The sequence below is a fragment of the Paraburkholderia ultramafica genome (assembly GCF_902859915.1).
GTDB lineage: Bacteria > Pseudomonadota > Gammaproteobacteria > Burkholderiales > Burkholderiaceae > Paraburkholderia > Paraburkholderia ultramafica.
On record NZ_CADIKK010000015.1, the window covers coordinates 158782 to 175292 of the forward strand.

Annotated in this window: 11 protein-coding genes; 5 read left to right on the forward strand and 6 right to left on the reverse strand. The window is 62.4% G+C overall.

From position 1 onward, the window contains the following. Nucleotides 1-45: 45 nt before the first annotated feature. Together HV744_RS17705 and HV744_RS17710 are read left to right on the forward strand one after the other, a co-directional pair. Complete coding sequence (locus HV744_RS17705; protein ID WP_175150755.1) at nt 46-1062, forward strand: aldo/keto reductase; 1017 nt, start codon at nt 46-48, stop codon at nt 1060-1062. 176 nt (nt 1063-1238) lie between these two features. Then, nucleotides 1239-1547 carry a putative quinol monooxygenase gene (locus tag HV744_RS17710; RefSeq protein ID WP_175150756.1) on the forward strand — a complete coding sequence of 103 codons (309 nt, stop codon included), beginning with the start codon at nt 1239-1241 and terminating at the stop codon, nt 1545-1547. A gap of 267 nt (nt 1548-1814) precedes the next feature. Here the strand turns inward: HV744_RS17710 and HV744_RS17715 are convergent, their stop codons facing one another. The 6 genes from HV744_RS17715 to HV744_RS17740 form a co-directional block, all read right to left on the reverse strand. After that, entirely contained in the window at nt 1815-3284 is a 1470-nt protein-coding gene (locus HV744_RS17715; protein ID WP_175150757.1) for an efflux transporter outer membrane subunit, read from the reverse strand. Next, nucleotides 3277-4464, reverse strand: coding sequence for an efflux RND transporter periplasmic adaptor subunit (locus HV744_RS17720; RefSeq protein WP_175150758.1), 1188 nt, complete (start codon nt 4462-4464; stop codon nt 3277-3279). Before HV744_RS17720 ends, HV744_RS17715 begins: the two co-directional genes overlap by 8 nt. Further along, a complete protein-coding gene (locus tag HV744_RS17725; RefSeq protein WP_175150759.1) occupies nt 4454-7645 on the reverse strand; it encodes an efflux RND transporter permease subunit in 3192 nt (1063 codons plus the stop codon). Before HV744_RS17725 ends, HV744_RS17720 begins: the two co-directional genes overlap by 11 nt. Nucleotides 7646-8269: 624 nt before the next feature. Further along, nucleotides 8270-10438, reverse strand: a complete 2169-nt coding sequence (locus HV744_RS17730) for a malate synthase G (protein WP_175150793.1) — start codon at nt 10436-10438, stop codon at nt 8270-8272. Between the two features lie 32 nt (nt 10439-10470). Next, the gene (locus HV744_RS17735; RefSeq protein WP_175150760.1) at nt 10471-10875 is read right to left on the reverse strand and encodes a heme-binding protein; all 405 of its coding nucleotides are present in this window, start codon (nt 10873-10875) and stop codon (nt 10471-10473) included. 86 nt (nt 10876-10961) lie between these two features. After that, nucleotides 10962-11900, reverse strand: a complete 939-nt coding sequence (locus HV744_RS17740) for an SMP-30/gluconolactonase/LRE family protein (protein WP_175150761.1) — start codon at nt 11898-11900, stop codon at nt 10962-10964. A 233-nt stretch (nt 11901-12133) separates the two neighbouring features. Between HV744_RS17740 and HV744_RS17745 the strand changes: the two genes are divergently transcribed. From HV744_RS17745 to HV744_RS17755, 3 genes are all read left to right on the forward strand, one after another. After that, entirely contained in the window at nt 12134-13681 is a 1548-nt protein-coding gene (locus HV744_RS17745) for a UxaA family hydrolase (protein ID WP_175150762.1), read from the forward strand. A gap of 101 nt (nt 13682-13782) precedes the next feature. After that, a complete protein-coding gene (locus HV744_RS17750; protein WP_246279082.1) occupies nt 13783-15090 on the forward strand; it encodes an MFS transporter in 1308 nt (435 codons plus the stop codon). A gap of 73 nt (nt 15091-15163) precedes the next feature. After that, a complete protein-coding gene (locus HV744_RS17755) occupies nt 15164-16456 on the forward strand; it encodes an MFS transporter (protein WP_175150763.1) in 1293 nt (430 codons plus the stop codon). Nucleotides 16457-16511: the final 55 nt, after the last annotated feature.

Sequence of the window (16511 nt, forward strand, 5' to 3'; positions counted from 1 at the left end):
CCCAGCTTGGGCTGAGATCTTTTCAAATTAACGGAACAGTTTCACATGGACTATCGCCAACTTGGCCGCTGCGGCCTGAAGGTTTCGACGCTGACTCTCGGGACGATGATGTTCGGTGGTCCGACCGACGAAGCCACCGCGGCACGCATCGTCGACCAGGCCCACGAACAGGGCGTCAACTCGATCGATACCGCCGATGTCTACGCTGGCGGTGAATCTGAGCGTGTTGTCGGGCGTTGCATCGCCGCACGGCGCGATCGCTGGGTGCTGGCGACCAAGGTTGCCAGTCCCCTCGGTGACGATGACGTCAATGCGCGCGGCGCGTCGCGCAAACATCTGGTGCGAGCCATCGAGGCCAGCCTCAGGCGCCTGAACACGGACTATATCGATCTGCTTTACCTCCACGCCGAAGATCACGACACGCCGGTCGATGAAAGCGTGCGCGCGTTAAATGATCTGGTCCAGGCCGGCAAACTGCGTGGCTACGGCCTGTCGAACCATCGTGCGTGGAAGATCGCCGAGTTCAGCCATACAGCCCAGGCACTGGGTCTCGATGCTCCGGTCGCCAGTCAGCCGCTCTACAACATCGCGAATCGACAGGCCGAGGCCGAACAACTGACGGCCGCGCACCGCTACGGCCTTGGCGTGATTTCATACAGCCCGCTCGCCCGCGGCGTGCTGACCGGCAAGTACGAACCGGGCGTGACGCCCGCCGCCGATACACGTGCGGGGCGCGGCGACCGCCGCCTGCAACAGGCTGAATGGCGGCCCGAATCATTGGAGCTGGCACGGCGCGTTCGCGAGCATGCAGAGGCGCGTGGATTGAGTGCGGGGCAATTCGCACTCGCGTGGGTGCTCAACAGCAGCTATGTCAGTTCAACCATCGCCGGACCGCGCACCGAGGCGCAATGGGACGATTATCTGCCAGCCTTGAGCTATCGCCTGAACGCCGAGGACGAAGCCTTCGTCGACTCGCTCGTTACTACGGGCCACCCTTCGACGCCTGGGTTCAATGATCCCAAGCATCCTTTCTTTGGCCGGATTCCGCGGCACGGTTCGTAAGCAGAACGTCGGCGGGCGCGCGCCCGCCATGACCGGGATAGTCTCGCCGTCAGGCAGGCAAGCAGATGAAACCGGATGCGACAGGAACGCGGTGAGGCACTGTCAGCAAGCTTGCGCAAACGCGACCATGATTTCACCCGGCGCCCGGCGCCGAAACAGCAAAGGAGAACACCTGGATGATTCATGTCATTGCCACGATCACTACCCAACCCGGTCAACGCGAAGCCGTGCTGGCGCTTTTCAACAAGAACCGTCCGGCGGTCCTGGCAGAAGAGGGATGCATCACCTACGAGGCCGTCATCGACGTACCTGAGTTCGGGACGGTTCAGACGCCACTCGGCAAGGACACGTTTGCTGTCATCGAACGCTGGGAAAGCGCGCAAGCGCTGAGGGCGCATGGGGCCTCAGCGCATATGGCCGAGTACGGACACAATACTCGCCCGCTGCTCGTGAGTCGCGTCATCAACGTGCTTCAGGCTTGCTGATACGCTGCGCCGCTTGCTGGCCGCTTGCTGGCCGCTTGCTGGCCGCTTGCTGGCCGCAGGCGCCAACGCCGGGCCGGTGCCATACGATAGATACCCCGGCAACGCAGGGAGACCGTCTCCCAGGTACCGCGATCCCAGGCAACGCTTCGGCGTGTTCTTCGAGGACATACTGCCGCCGGACTCGTACTACACGTAATCACGGGCGTGCTTGTGTTCTGGTAGCGTGCGCAACCGGACCAACCTCCCGGTTGCGCCGTCTACAGGCCTTCAATTTGCGTCATGTGCCGTCGTCGCCGAGACGAGTTGCGGCGCGGCAGCCACCTGGGCGAGTTCATCGCTCGACCATCCTCCACCGAGCGCGTGCAGGAGCTGCACGTCCGCACCTAGCTGGCGTGTCTGGATATCGAGCACGCTGCGTTGTGCGTCAAGTGCGACAGTCTGCGCCTGCACGACATCGAGATAACCTACTGTGCCCTGGCGATATTGGCGCAACGCGAGATCGACCGAGTACTGCGCGGCATTCGCGGCATCCTTTTGTTCGTTAAGCGCGGTGCCGAGATACGACAGCAGGGCAAGGTTGTCTTCGACCTGCTGGAATGCCGACAGAACCACGCTGCGGTAGCGGTCTCCGGCTTCCTCGGTTGCTGCCTTCGCGGAGTCGAGTTGCGCGCGACGATAACCGCCGTCGAAGACATATTGCACGAGCTGCGGGCCGATCGCCCAGAACAGATTGGGCGCGCTAACCAGCCCCGCGTAAGCGGCGCTTTGCACGCCACCCTGCAAGCTCAGCGTGATATCCGGGAAATAAGCCGCGCGTGCGACGCCAATTTTCGCGTTGGCCTCGGCAACCCGGCGTTCCGCCGCAGCGACGTCGGGCCGCCGCTGCAACAGCGTCGAGGGCAGGCCGGTCGGAATCGCCGGCAGCGCGATGGCGGCGGTCTGCTGCGGCAGGCTGAATTCGGACGCAGAGGCGCCGACCAGTACGGCGATCGCGTGCTCGATCAGCGCCCGTTGCGCAAGATTCTGCGACAACTGGGATTGCGCCGACGACAATTGGGTTTGAGCCCGCGAAACGTCGAGGCCCGACACGATGCCGCTGCCATGCAGCGTCTGCGTGAGTTGCAGCGCTTTCGCATAGGCCGTGACCGTCTGGGTCAACAGATCGGTTTGCTGGTCGAGGCCCCGCAAATTGATGTAATCGTTCGCGAGTTCCACTTGCAGGCTCAGTTTCACCGACGCCAGATCGGCCCTGGTCGCTTGCGCCTCGTCCTTGCCGGCCACCACGGAGTCACGCACACGGCCCCACAGGTCGAGGTCGTAATCGACCTCCGCGCCTAGCGTGACGGAGTTGTAGTCGTTCGGGCCGCCCACGCGCAACGGCCGGTTGTCGGACTGGCGAATGCGCTGCGGCACGGCGCTCGCGCTGATCGACGGGTACAGTCCCGACTCGACCTGCGCGACGAAGGCCTGCGCTTGCGCATAGTGCGCGTACGCGGCGCGCAGATCGGTGTTGTTTGCCAGCAGACGCGCTTCGAGATCGTCGAGTTGGGCGTCGCCATAGGTCTTCCACCAGCCGTTACGGTCTATCCGGTCGGCAGGCTGAGCGGCGGTCCAGGGACCCACGGTCTTGTATTGCGCCGCGACCGGCGTCGAAGGCACCTGATATTGCGGCGCAAGCGAGCAGGCGGAGAGCGCCACAACGCCCGTCAAAAGGGCCGTACGTCCAAACTTAACCATGTGCGGCTGCCTTGCTGTCAGTCGCTGCTGCAACCTGCACGCGGTCGCCGTCGACGAGTCCGTCGGGCGGCGTATCGATCACGCGATCGGTGGCGGCCAGTCCCGAGCCGATCTCCACCGCGTCGCCCAGGTCACGGCTGATCTTCACCTGCTTGAACCGCACATGACCGTTCTGGCCGAGCGTGGCAACCACGACGCCGCGGCTGTCGAACACGAGCGCGCTGGCCGGCACCCGAAGTGAATCTGCGGCGGCGGGCAACGTGAATTTCAGGCTGGCGAAACCACCCGGCAGCAACTCGCTGTTGGAATTGTCGACCAGCAACTGGACCAGCGTCGTCCCCGAACTCGAATTGACGGAATCCGCGGCTGCAACCACGCGCGCGGTGAACTGCTGGTCGGGGTGCTCGGGTACGCTCAGGGTCGCGGTCGTGCCATCGTGTATTGCCGGTGCGTAGTTCTGCGGCACCTGAACATACACACGCAATTGCTTGACGTCGGAGACCGCGAACAGTTCCTGGCCGACACCGCCACTGCCGGCGTTGACCAGCGCGCCGACGTCGGTGTCGCGCGCGGTCACCACGCCGTTGAACGGCGCGACGATCCGCGCGAAGGCCTTGGTGGCGGCAAGCCGATCGACGTTGGCCTTCGCGGCCGCCACGATCGCCTCCTTCGCGGTGTAGTCGGCGGTGCGTTGGTCGACGTCCTGCTGGGCGACGGAATCCGTGCCGCTTAGCGCTTCCCAGCGTTTCGCCGTCGTCCCCGCTACGACAGCATTGGCCTGCGCGCTCTGCAGATCGGCGCGCGCTTGCAGGATCTGCTGGTCGAGTTCGGGCGTTTCGATTTCGGCAAGCACCTGGCCCGCCTTGACCGGCGCGCCGATATCGACATTCCATGATTTCAGGTAGCCGCTGACCTGCGCGAAAATCGGCGCCCGCGTGTACGCTTCGAGCCGGCCGGGCAGTTGCAGGGAAGGGCCGTTGGCATTGCGCACGGGCTGGATCAGACTGACTGTCGGTATGGCTTGTGCATCCGTCCAGGTTTTCAGCTTGCGGTTGTCGGAGGCACGCAGCGTGACGCCAGCAATGACGATGCCTAAGGCGATCAGGAGGCCGATCACGCCCGCCACCCGAAGCGGACGGCGAGACGGCGTGTTGGCGGGAGAAGCGAATTCAGACGACATGGGCAGAACCTCCCGGGACGGATGCAGGGGTAGCTGCGCGCCCGGGGCGCGCGTGAATAATACAGAAGATGACGGGGACCAGGAACAGCGAAGCCGTGGTGGCGAACATCAGACCGCCGATCACGGCGCGGCCGAGCGGCGCATTTTGCTCACCGCCTTCGCCGAGGGCGAGCGCCATCGGCGCCATGCCGATGATCATGGACAGCGCGGTCATGAGCACCGGGCGAAAGCGCGTAAAGCCCGCTTCGAGCGCCGCCTTGAACGGATCGCCGTGCACGGCAAGACGTTCGCGGCAGAAGCTCACGACCAGAATCGAGTTGGCGGTCGCCACCCCCATGCACATGATCGCGCCAGTTAGCGCCGGTACGGAGAGCGTCGTGTGAGTCGTGAACAGCATCCAGACGATACCCGCCAACGCCGCTGGCAATGCGGTCACGATCACGAAGGGATCGGCCCACGACTGGAAGTTGACGACGATCAGCAGATAGATCAGCACGACTGCGCCAAGCAGTCCGAACAACATGCCGGCAAAGGCGCTGTTCATCGTCTGCACCTGTCCCAGCAGCGCGATGTGCGAGCCTTTCGGCAAGGTGCCGGCGTTCTGGTGCACGATGCGCTGGATATCGGCCGACACCGCGCCGAGGTCGCGGTCCTGAGTGGTCGCGAAGATCTCGACCATGGGCTGGATGTTGTATTGACTGACGACCTCATTGCTGCTGGTGCGCTCGACCGTTGCCAGACCGCCGAGAATCTGGGCGGTGCTTCCGCCGCTGGCGGTGATCGGCAGATTTTGCAAGGCAGCCAGCGAATCGAGACTGTATTGCGGCGTTTGCATCACGATCGGATACGACACGCCGTTCGCGTTGTTCAGCCAGAACGTGGGCGCAACCTGGCTCGAACCTGCGAGGTTCACCACCATGCTGTTCGTCACGTCGCGCTCGGTGATGCCGAGCAACTGAGCACGCGTGCGGTCGACGTCGACGTTGAAGGTGGGGTTGCCGTGCGACTGTTCGATCCGTGCATCGACAACGCCGGGCACGTCGCGGACCTCGCGCAGCAGACGATCCGCATACGCGTAGTTGGCGTTCAGGTTGTTGCCGCGGATCTGCAGGTCGATCGGCGCCGGCGAGCCGAAGTTCAGGATCTGACTGATGATGTCGGCCGGCGGAAAAGAGAACGTGACACCGGGGAATTCCCGCGGCAATCTTTCGCGCATCATGCGGACATACTCATCGGTCGGACGGTGCCCTTCGTTCAGCGCGATCTGGATGTCGCCGTCCTGCGAGCCGACCGTGCCCGTGTTGTTGTACGCGATATTGATGCCGCTGACCGGCAGGCCCATGTTATCGACCACCGTGCCGAGATCGGAGGGCGGAATGATCTGGCGGATCGCGCCTTCGACATTCGCGAAAATCTGCGCGGTCTTTTCGACGCGAACCCCGACGGGTGCACGCACATGCATCAGGATCTGTCCGGCATCCACCGCCGGGAAGAAGTTGCGGCCGAGCAAGGGCACCAGCGCGAACGAGACGGCGACGAAGCCGAGGAAGCCACTGACGAACGGACGCCGGTGGGTCAGCGCGAGTTCGAGCAAGCCGCGATAGACGCCACGCACCTTTTCAAAGCGCGCTTCGAAGCCGCGCTGGAAGCGTGCGAGTGGACCTCGACGCTGCGCCTCATCGGCGTGCTCGCCCTGCGCATGCGGTTTCAGCAGGTATTTGGCCATCGTCGGCACGAGGGTTCTCGAGAGGATGAACGACGCGATCATCGCGAAGATCACGGCCTCCGCCATCGGGACGAACAGGAAGCGCGCCACGCCGTTCAGGAAGAACATCGGCACGAACACGATGCAGATACACAGCAGCGAAACGAACGCGGGTGTGACGATCTGCGCGGCGCCGTCGAGGATCGCGGTCTCGACCTCCTTGCCGTGTTCGAGGTGCCAGTTGATGTTTTCGATCGTCACGGTCGCATCGTCGACAAGGATTCCCACCGCCAGCGCGAGACCGCCGAGCGTCATGATGTTCAAGGTTTCGCCGAGTGCGGAGAGCGTGGCAATCGAGCCGAGGATTGCCAGCGGAATCGAGGTGGCGATGATGATCGTCGAGCGCCAACTGCCGAGGAACAGCAGGATCATCAGGCTGGTGAGCACGGCCGCGATCACGCCTTCACGCGCCACGCCGGTGATGGCCGCGCGCACGAAGATCGACTGGTCGCCGATCGGTTCGATTTGCAGGTTATCGGGCCACGACGCCTTCGCGCTGGAGATTTGCTGCTTGATGCCAGAGATGATCCCGAGCGTCGAAACCGAGCCGTTCTTGAGTACCGACATCAGCACCGAGCGCCGGCCGTTCACGTGAACGATATTGGTTTGCGGCGGACTGCCGTCGCGAACATTCGCGATATCACGAATATAGACAGTCGTGCCATTGGCCGCCTTGACCGGCAGATCGCCCAACGCCTTGATTTGCGAAGGCGCGTTGTTGAGCTGCAGCGTGTATTCGTAGTCGCCGATCTTTTCCGTGCCGACCGGCGTGATCAGGTTCTGACCGGCGAGAGCATTGGCGACGTCTTGCGCAGACAAACCGCGTGCCTGCAAAGCCGCCGGATCGACATCGATCTGTACCTGACGCGCCTTGCCGCCGAACGGGTAGGGAATCGACGCGCCGGCGACAGTCGTGAGAACCGGACGCACCGCATTCAGGCCGATGTCGCCCAGGGCCTGCTCGGACAACCCGTTGCCGGACAGCGCCAACTGGATGATCGGCACGGTTGACGCGTTGTAATTGAGGATCAGCGGCGGCGTGGTGCCCGCGGGCAACTGCCGCAACTGCGTTTGCGCGACCGCGGTCACTTGCGCGTTCGCCGTGCTGATATTCACGCCCGGCTGGAAGAAGATCTTGATGATCCCAAAGCCGGCGACCGATTCCGCCTCGATATGTTCGACGTCGTTCACAGTGGTCGTCAGCGTGCGTTCGAACGGCGACGTGATCCGGCCGACCATCTGGTCCGGCGGCAGACCCGTGTATTGCCACACCACGCTGATGACCGGGATCCGGATATCGGGAAAGATGTCGGTGGGCGTCTTCATCGCGGACAACGGGCCGATGATAAGAATGACGATCGCCAGCACGACGAAGGTGTAGGGGCGCCGGAGTGCGACACGAACTAGACCGAGCATGAAAATTCCAGGGCTTGGGGGAAACGTAGGAGCATCTTCGGGAAAACTGGCGCGACGTCCGGCCGATCAACAACTTGCACGCATCTTTCAATGCATGTGCAAAAGAAGACATTCGTAATCAGAGTGCTTGCATTGCGTTATAGCCCGCGTTTTCCGCACGGGAGGTAAAGGGCGAATGTACACAAAGCGCAGCGATCTTGCAGAGCGTTGAATAACGTCTTGACGACGACCGGAGGCGCAACAGACTCAGTCATTGCCGCTTGCGTGTACCCGGAAAAGCGCGTCTTTGCTTGGTGGAGCGATGCCTGCCGGGAATGAGGCAGAGCCTGAAGGACGTCGCATCCAGCAACGAACAGTGGACTGGAATTTTTATTACCAATTGTTCAAGACCTCAAAAATGATTGCGCAGCCGGTGTGTGCGAATTGATTCACTTTAGTTTTGTCAATAGTAGTCGGTATTGTCGAGTACCAGTTTTCTGGTTATCGCTGAATGTCTTTTTCTCGAAAGAACAGGATGCCCACCTTCGCCCCGGCGGTCCGGTCGAGAGCGGGCGCTTCGTGCTGGGCCGTACCGGCGGAATCCGCCAATGCGGGCAATCATTGCGCTTCGATTGCGATCAGCAGCTACGACTTCGCGCCGAGCCGAAACTTGTGCAACAACGGCTCGGTATATCCGGCAGGCTGCGTCCGCCCTTCAAACACCAGCGCCTTCGCCGCCTTGAACGCCAGCGATGTCTCCAGATGGCGGGTCATCGGCTGGTAATGCGGGTCACCGGCGTTCTGTGCATCCACCACCTTGGCCATGCGCCTGAACGTCTCGTTCACCAGCGCTTCCGACACCACTCCATGACGCAGCCAGTTCGCGATATGCTGGCTCGAAATGCGCAGCGTCGCGCGGTCTTCCATCAAGCCGACATCGTGGATATCCGGCACCTTCGAGCATCCGACGCCCTGGTCGATCCAGCGCACCACGTACCCCAGAATCCCCTGCACGTTGTTCTCGATCTCCTGGCGGATTTCCTCATCCGACCATCGCGCCTTTTCGACGACCGGAATCGTCAGCAGACCATCGAGCAGTTCATCGCGTGCGCTGTCGTAGCCGGTTTTTTCCAGTTCTTGTTGCACGGCTTGAACGTCGACTTGATGGTAGTGCAGCGCGTGCAGTGTCGCAGCCGTGGGCGAGGGGACCCAAGCCGTGTTCGCGCCCGCTTTCGGATGCGCGATTTTCTGTTCGAGCATTGCGTGCATCAGGTCGGGCATTGCCCACATGCCCTTGCCGATCTGCGCGCGTCCGCGCAATTCCGCGCTCAAGCCCGCCAGCACGTTATTGCGCTCGTAAGCCGCGATCCACGCCGACGATTTCATGTCGCCCTTGCGCATCATCGGACCCGCTTCCATCGCGCTGTGCATTTCGTCGCCGGTGCGATCCAGGAAGCCTGTATTGATGAACGCCACTCGCGCCGATGCCGCCGCGATGCACGCCTGCAGATTGACGCTCGTGCGGCGCTCCTCGTCCATGATGCCCATCTTGATGGTGTGACGCGGCAGCCCCAACAGGTCTTCGACGCGGCCGAACAACTCGTTCGCGAACGCGACTTCGGCCGGGCCGTGCATCTTCGGCTTGACGATATAAATCGATCCGGTGCGTGAATTGAGCCTGTTTTGCAGGTCGTGCATCGCACCCAGCGACGTCATCACGGCATCCAGAATCCCTTCGGGAATCTCGTGACCGTCGCGATCGACAATCGCCGGATTCGTCATCAGGTGCCCGACGTTACGAATGAACAGCAACGAGCGGCCATGCAGCTTCATGGTCGAGCCATCGGGCGCGGTGTATTCGCGGTCGGCATTCAGGCGGCGCGTGAAAGTCTTGCCGTTCTTCGTGACCTGCTCGGCCAGATCGCCTTTCATGAGGCCGGTCCAGTTGCGGTAGAGCTGGACCTTGTCGGCGGCATCGACCGCGGCAACCGAGTCTTCGCAATCGATGATCGTCGAGACAGCCGCTTCCATCAGCACGTCTTTCACGCGCGCGGCGTCGGTCTTGCCGATGGCGTCCGTCGCATCGATCTGGATTTCGAAGTGCAGGCCGTGATGCTTGAGCAGGACCGCGCAAGGATAGTCCGCATCGCCCTGATAGCCGATGAACTGTGCCGGGACCTTCAATGCCGACGCGCCGTTCCTGAGCGTGACGGCAAGCTTGCCGCATTCCACGCGATACGCGATGGCGTCGACGTGCGAGCCGCTGGCGAGCGGCGCGGCTTCATCGAGGAATGCGCGGGCGCGCGCGATCACGCGTGCGCCGCGGAGCGGATTGAAGTGTGCGGTGCGCGCGGCGCCGCCGGTGTCGGGGATCGCATCGGTGCCGTAGAGCGCGTCGTAGAGGCTGCCCCAGCGCGCATTCGCCGCATTGAGCGCATAGCGCTGGTTCGAGAGCGGCACGACGAGTTGCGGGCCGGCTTGCGCGGCGATTTCAGTATCGACATGCTGGGTCGTCGCCTTGACGGCTGCGCTCGCCGGCACGATATAGCCGATGCTTTCAAGAAACGCGCGGTATGCCTTCAGATCGCGCACCGGCCCCGGATTGGCGCGGTGCCACTGGTCCAGATCCGTTTGCAGACGATCGCGTTCGGCGAGCAGCGCGCGGTTCTTCGGGGCGAGGTCGTGGACCAGCTGGCCGAACCCGCGCCAGAAGGCCTCGCTGTCGATGCCGGTGCCGCGCAACGCTTCATCGTCGACAAATTTGCTGAGAACAGCCGCGACGCGCAGCCCGTTTCGCTCGATCATTACACCCATCATGTGCTCCAACAGTTTCAAGTATTGATCAGTCAGCCGTTGAGGCTGTTTGCTGCGGTTCTGGCCACTTGCGAATCCTGCTCCGGCTTGACGCCCGACACGCCGACTGCGCCCACCACGTGCCCGTCTACCACGACGGGCACGCCGCCTTCCAGCGTCCCGGCCAGCGGTGCGCTCAGGAATGCAGTCCGGCCGCCGTTGATCATGTCCTCGTATTGCTTCGATTCACGTCGGCCGAGTGCCGAGGTGCGGGCCTTTTCAGTCGCGATGTAAGCGCCGATCGGCGCACAGCCGTCGAGGCGGAGCAGGGCCAGCAGATGGCCCCCGTCGTCGACGACCGCGATCGTCACGGCCCACTGGTTTTTCTCGGCTTCCGCGCGCGCGGCTTCGAGGATTCGCGTCGCTTCTACAACGGTCAATACGGATTTGCTTTGCATGTCAGGGTTATCAAGTCTGCGTGTTGAAGTGAAGTGTCGCCACCGGCGCATGCAGGTGGCCGGAATACGTTTCGCGGCAAACCGGGCTATCCGCCCAGCGCGCCCTGGGTGTTGACGTGGACCGCATAAATGGACTGCGACGACGCCATGAACAGCCGGTTACGCGCGCGTCCGCCGAAACACAGATTCGCGCAGCGCTCGGGCAGGGCGATGCGGCCAATCATCTTTCCTTGTGGCGAAATGACCATCACGCCATCGAGTTCGTCATTGCCCATGCCCCAGCCGCACCACAAATTGCCGTCGATGTCCGCGCGCATGCCGTCAATCGTGCCGACCCCCGCGTCGTAGAACATGCGGCCTTGACCGATCCCGCGACCGTCCGCATCCATTTCATAAACGTGAATCAGCCGGTTGGGCACACCGCGCGATTCGATGATGTAGAGCAGCTTTTCGTCGGGTGAAAAGCACAAGCCGTTTGGCCCTTTCAGGTCGCGGGTCACCACGGACGCTTCGCCCGTCACGCCATCGATCCGATATACCGAGTGCGGGAGTTCCTGTTCCGCCTTGATCCCTTCGTAATGCCCGGAAATGCCCATCGGCGGATCGGTGAACCAGATCGAACCGTCCGATTTCACGACCAGATCGTTCGGAGAATTAAGCGGTTTGCCTTCAAAGGAATCGAGCAGGACCGTGATGCTGCCGTCGTACTCGGTGCGCGTGACGCGGCGACCATGCTCGCACGTGACGAGCCGCCCCTGCCTGTCGCGGGTGTTGCCGTTCGCGTAGTTCGAAGGTTTGCGGAACACGCTGACCACGCCCGTTTCCTCTTCCCATTTCAGCATCTGGTTGTTCGGAATGTCGCTCCAGAGCAGGTAACGGCCATCGCCAAACCACACCGGACCCTCGGTCCACCGGTAGCCGGTGGCCAGCCGTTCGACAGCCGAAAAGGCCACGCGGTATTTATCGAAAGAAGGGTCCAGCGAGATCACGCGGGGGTCGGGGTATCGCTCAGCTTGTTGCCACATCTCTGTCTCCTGTTCGGGTACCGGCATCCGCCCATGCGGCGGCACGAACGATAGTATAAAGGGAAATGAGTAAGCGCTTTCTCTTGAATTAGCGATTGAAGTGCCATAAGATGCTTGAAATTCCTGAGGCTCAAGCGGTGGAAGGTTAGCTGTAGTGGTTATGTAAGAAAGCGATTACTCGTTTTCGCGTTCTTCTTGACTCTCGAACGCCATTTTTGAGAAGGCAATGCCTGATGACTGAGATGACGAGCAAAAACGTGACCGGGCCGGTGATCCGGCTGCATCCCGCTGACAACGTGGTGATTGCGCGCATCGACGCTGCAATCGGCACGCCGGTTCCATCGGAAGACTTTGTTTGCCGCAGCCAGGTGAGCGCGGGTTACAAGATCGCGGCGACGCCGATCAGGAAGGGCGAGCCGGTTCGCAAATACAACGTGGTGATCGGTTTCGCCGCGACGGATATTGCGCCGGGCACGATGGTGCATAGCCATAACGTCGAGTTCCGCGAGTACGACCGGGACTATGCGTTCGGCGCCGACTACCGCCCCGTGGAGATGGTGCCCGAAGCCGGGCGCGCCACGTTCCAGGGCATCGTGCGCGACAACGGAGAAGTTGCCACGCGCAACTACATTGGCGTGTTGTCGACAGTCAATTGCTCGGCCACGGTTGCGCACCGGATCGCCGAATGGTTCACGCCGGAACGGCTGGCGGAGTACCCGAACGTCGACGGCGTGGTGGCGTTCACGCACTCGATTGGTTGCGGCATGGAGATGAGCGGTGAGCCGATGGCGCTGCTGCGCCGGACCATGGCGGGCTACGCGCGCCATCCCAATCTGGCGGCGGCGCTGATCGTCGGACTGGGGTGCGAACGCAATCAACTGGCCGGACTGATGGATCAGGAAGGCCTGCAGGCTGATTCGCGGTTGCACACGTTCATCATGCAGGAGAGCGGCGGGACTCGCCGGACCATCGAGGCCGGCGTGGCCGCGGTCAAGGCGCTGCTGCCCGACGCCAATCGCGTGAAGCGCACGACGGTTCCCGCGAGCCATCTGAAGATCGGGCTGCAATGCGGCGGCTCGGATGGCTTTTCGTCGATTACCGCCAACCCTTCGCTCGGCGCGGCGATGGACTTGCTGGTCCGTCATGGCGGCACGGCCATTCTCTCCGAAACCCCCGAAATCTACGGCGTGGAACATACGCTCACACGGCGCGCGGTCAGCCGCGCAGTGGGCGAGAAACTGGTGGAGCGGGTCCGCTGGTGGAAAGACGAATATTCCGTCGGCCGTGACGTGCAGATCAACGGTCAGGTCAGTCCTGGCAATCAGGTGGGCGGATTGGCGAACATCTTCGAAAAGTCGATTGGGTCTTCGATGAAAGGCGGCACCGGGCCGCTGATGGAGGTGTATCGGTACGCCGAGCCGGTGACGCAAGCCGGACTCGTTTTCATGGACACGCCTGGTTTCGATCCTGTGTCGGCAACCGGTCAGATCGCCGGCGGCGCGAACCTGATTGCCTTCACCACGGGCCGCGGTTCGATGTTCGGCGCCAAGCCCGTGCCATCGCTCAAGCTCGCCACCAATACGCCGATGTACAGCCGCCTCACTGAAGACATGGACCTGAACTGCGGCGCAATCCTGGATGGCGTTGCGTCGATCCAGAGCACGGGCCAGAAAATCTTCGACGCGATCCTTGCAGCCGCGTCGGGCGAGCGCACCAAGAGCGAAATGCTCGGGCTGGGCGACCACGAATTCGTACCGTGGCAGATCGGCATCATGAGTTGAGTCCGCAGCGGTTCAGCGTATCGCGAGGGCGAACGGCCACTTACACTCATAAGTAAAGCCGCCGCCCGGCAGCCAGTCGAACAAAATAGTGGAGACAGCCCTTGAATACCCAGACACCCGCAATACGAATACCTGACAGCGCGGCAAGCAACTCGATCTACCTGCGAGTGGCGTGGCGCTTCATGCCGTTGCTGTTCGTCTGCTACGTGGTGGCGTATCTGGATCGGGTCAACGTGGGCTTCGCCAAGCTCCAGATGCTCAGCGATCTGAACTTCAGCGAGGCGATGTACGGCTTCGGCGCCGGCATCTTTTTCATCGGGTATTTCTTCTTCGAGGTGCCTAGCAATCTGTTGCTGCACCGGTTCGGCGCGCGCCGCTGGATCGCCCGGATCATGCTGACGTGGGCCGTGCTGTCGGCCGCGACCGCGTGGGTCACCACGCCCACGATGTTCTACGTATTACGCTTCTTTCTGGGCGTGGCCGAAGCGGGTTTCTTCCCAGGGCTGGTGCTGTATCTCACCTACTGGTTTCCATCGCACCGGCGCGGCAAGATGATCGCCTTCCTGATGGCGGGCAATCCGGTGGCCGGCATTGTCGGCGGCCCGATCTCGGGCTTCATCATGCAGCGTCTCGCGGGGCACGCGGGGCTTGCCGGCTGGCAGTGGCTGTTCATTCTGGAAGCCGCCCCCGCGCTGATCCTGGCAGCCGTCATTTTCTGCTTCCTCGACGACCGGGTGAAGGACGCGAAATGGCTGCCGGTTCAGGACCGCGAATTCATTGCAGCGGAAATCGATGCGGAAGCGCGCACCAAAAGTCACGGTTCCGTGCGCGAGGTCTTCACGTCGCTGCGGGTCTGGACCCTGTGCGCGATTCTCTTCGGTATTGTGATGGGCTCGTATGCGGTTGGCTTCTGGCAGCCCACCATCATCAAGGGTTCGGGAATCACGGACGCCTTCACCATCGGCCTGCTTACCGTCGTGCCTTATCTCGCCGCGCTGATTTCGATGATCGTGGTCGGGCGCCATGCGGATCGCACGCGTGAACGCCGCTGGCATGTCGTGTTGCCGCAATGCGTGGCGGCGGCTGGCTTCGTGATGTGCGCCTATGCGGGCAACAATACGTATATCGCGTTGCTTGGCCTGACGCTTGCCGCGTCGGGCGTGATTACCGCCTTACCCATGTTCTGGGCGTTGCCCACGTCTTTTCTCGGCGGCACCGGTGCGGCCGCCGGCATCGCCTTGATCAATTCGACCGGCAATCTCGCGGGATTCGTCAGCCCCGCGCTGGTCGGCTGGCTGAAGACCGCTACCCATTCACTTGATTCGAGCCTGTTCCTGATTGCGGGCTCGTTGATCGTGTCTGCCGGTCTCATCTTGACGAGGCTGCCTGCCAGACTTGTCAACCGGTAGTACCGCCATGGCGCTCGAGAGAAGTGCCAGATAATAAAATTCGGCATCCTAATTCATAGGGAATAGAGACAACATGAAGACTGGTAAGTATCGCTATGTCGTCGCCTTGCTGCTGTTTATTGCGGGCGCGATCAACTACATGGACCGCGCGGCGCTTGGCGTGGTCGCGCCTATCATCAACAAGGAGCTGAGTCTTTCGCCGTCGCAACTCGGCGTGGTGTTCAGCAGCTTCTTCTTCGGCTATTCCATCTTCGCATTCGTCGGCGGCCAGCTCGCCGACAAGTACGGACCGCGCCGGGTTTTCTCCTGGGCGATGGGAACGTGGTCGATTCTCTGCGGCCTGACCGCGGCCGTGACCGGATTCGGCACGCTGCTGATTTCCCGGGCGCTTTTCGGCTTCGGCGAAGGTCCAATGAATTCGACGACCAACCGGACCATCACGAACTGGTTTCCCCGCCATGAAACCGCGACCATGGTCGGCTTTACGTTTTCGGGGCAAACGGTAGGCAGCGCAATTGCCGGGCCGGTCGTCGGACTGATTGCGATTGCCTACGGCTGGCGCACGTCGTTTGTGATCATCGCGGCGCTCGGGCTGGTATGGATCGTCGCCTGGCGCCTGTTCGTGACCGACAAACCCGCGCAAAGCGGCCGGGTCGGCGCCGCCGAACGCGAGATGGTGGAAACGAGCCGCAACGCGGCGCATCCGGCAGAAGGCGATGACGCAAGCACGCCGCTGCGCAGCTATCTGTTTCGTCCCAGCACGCTCGCGCTTGGCGTCGGCCTGTTCGCGGTGAACTACACGCTGTTCGTGTTCATTTCGTGGATGCCGAGCTATTTCACCAATGCGCTGCATCTGGACATGACGCGCATGAGCCTTCTGAGCGCGGTGCCGTGGGCATGCGGCGGGATCGGCTACTTCGGCGGCGGCCTGGTCGCCGACGCGCTTTTCAAGCGCATGAGCAACAAGCTGCTGGCGCGCAAGCTCTCGGCGATCGTGCCGCTCGCGCTGTCGGGTCTCGCGCTGCTGGGCGTCAGCATGGTCGATTCCGTGGCGCCCGCGGTACTGCTGGTGGCGTTCGCCGTGCTGTTCCTGACGGCTTCGTCGCAAGCATGCTGGGCCACCATGCATGAGCTCGTGCCGGGCCGGCATCTTGGCGGCGTAAGCGGCTTTGTTCATCTGATGAGCAACATTTCGGGCATCGTCGGCCCGACCATGATGGGTTTGGCGGTCCAGTACTTCGGCGGCTACAGCAGCGGCTTCATGCTCGGCGCGGCGGTCGATCTGATCGGCGTGCTGGCCATGCTGCTGGTCATCGGCCGGCGCACCGCGGGCGAGGCAGCCGGGGCATCTACCACCGCCGCATAAGCGGTCCCTCCCGCTACGCAAGGAGTCCGTGCGATGCATGAAAAGTACCGTTACG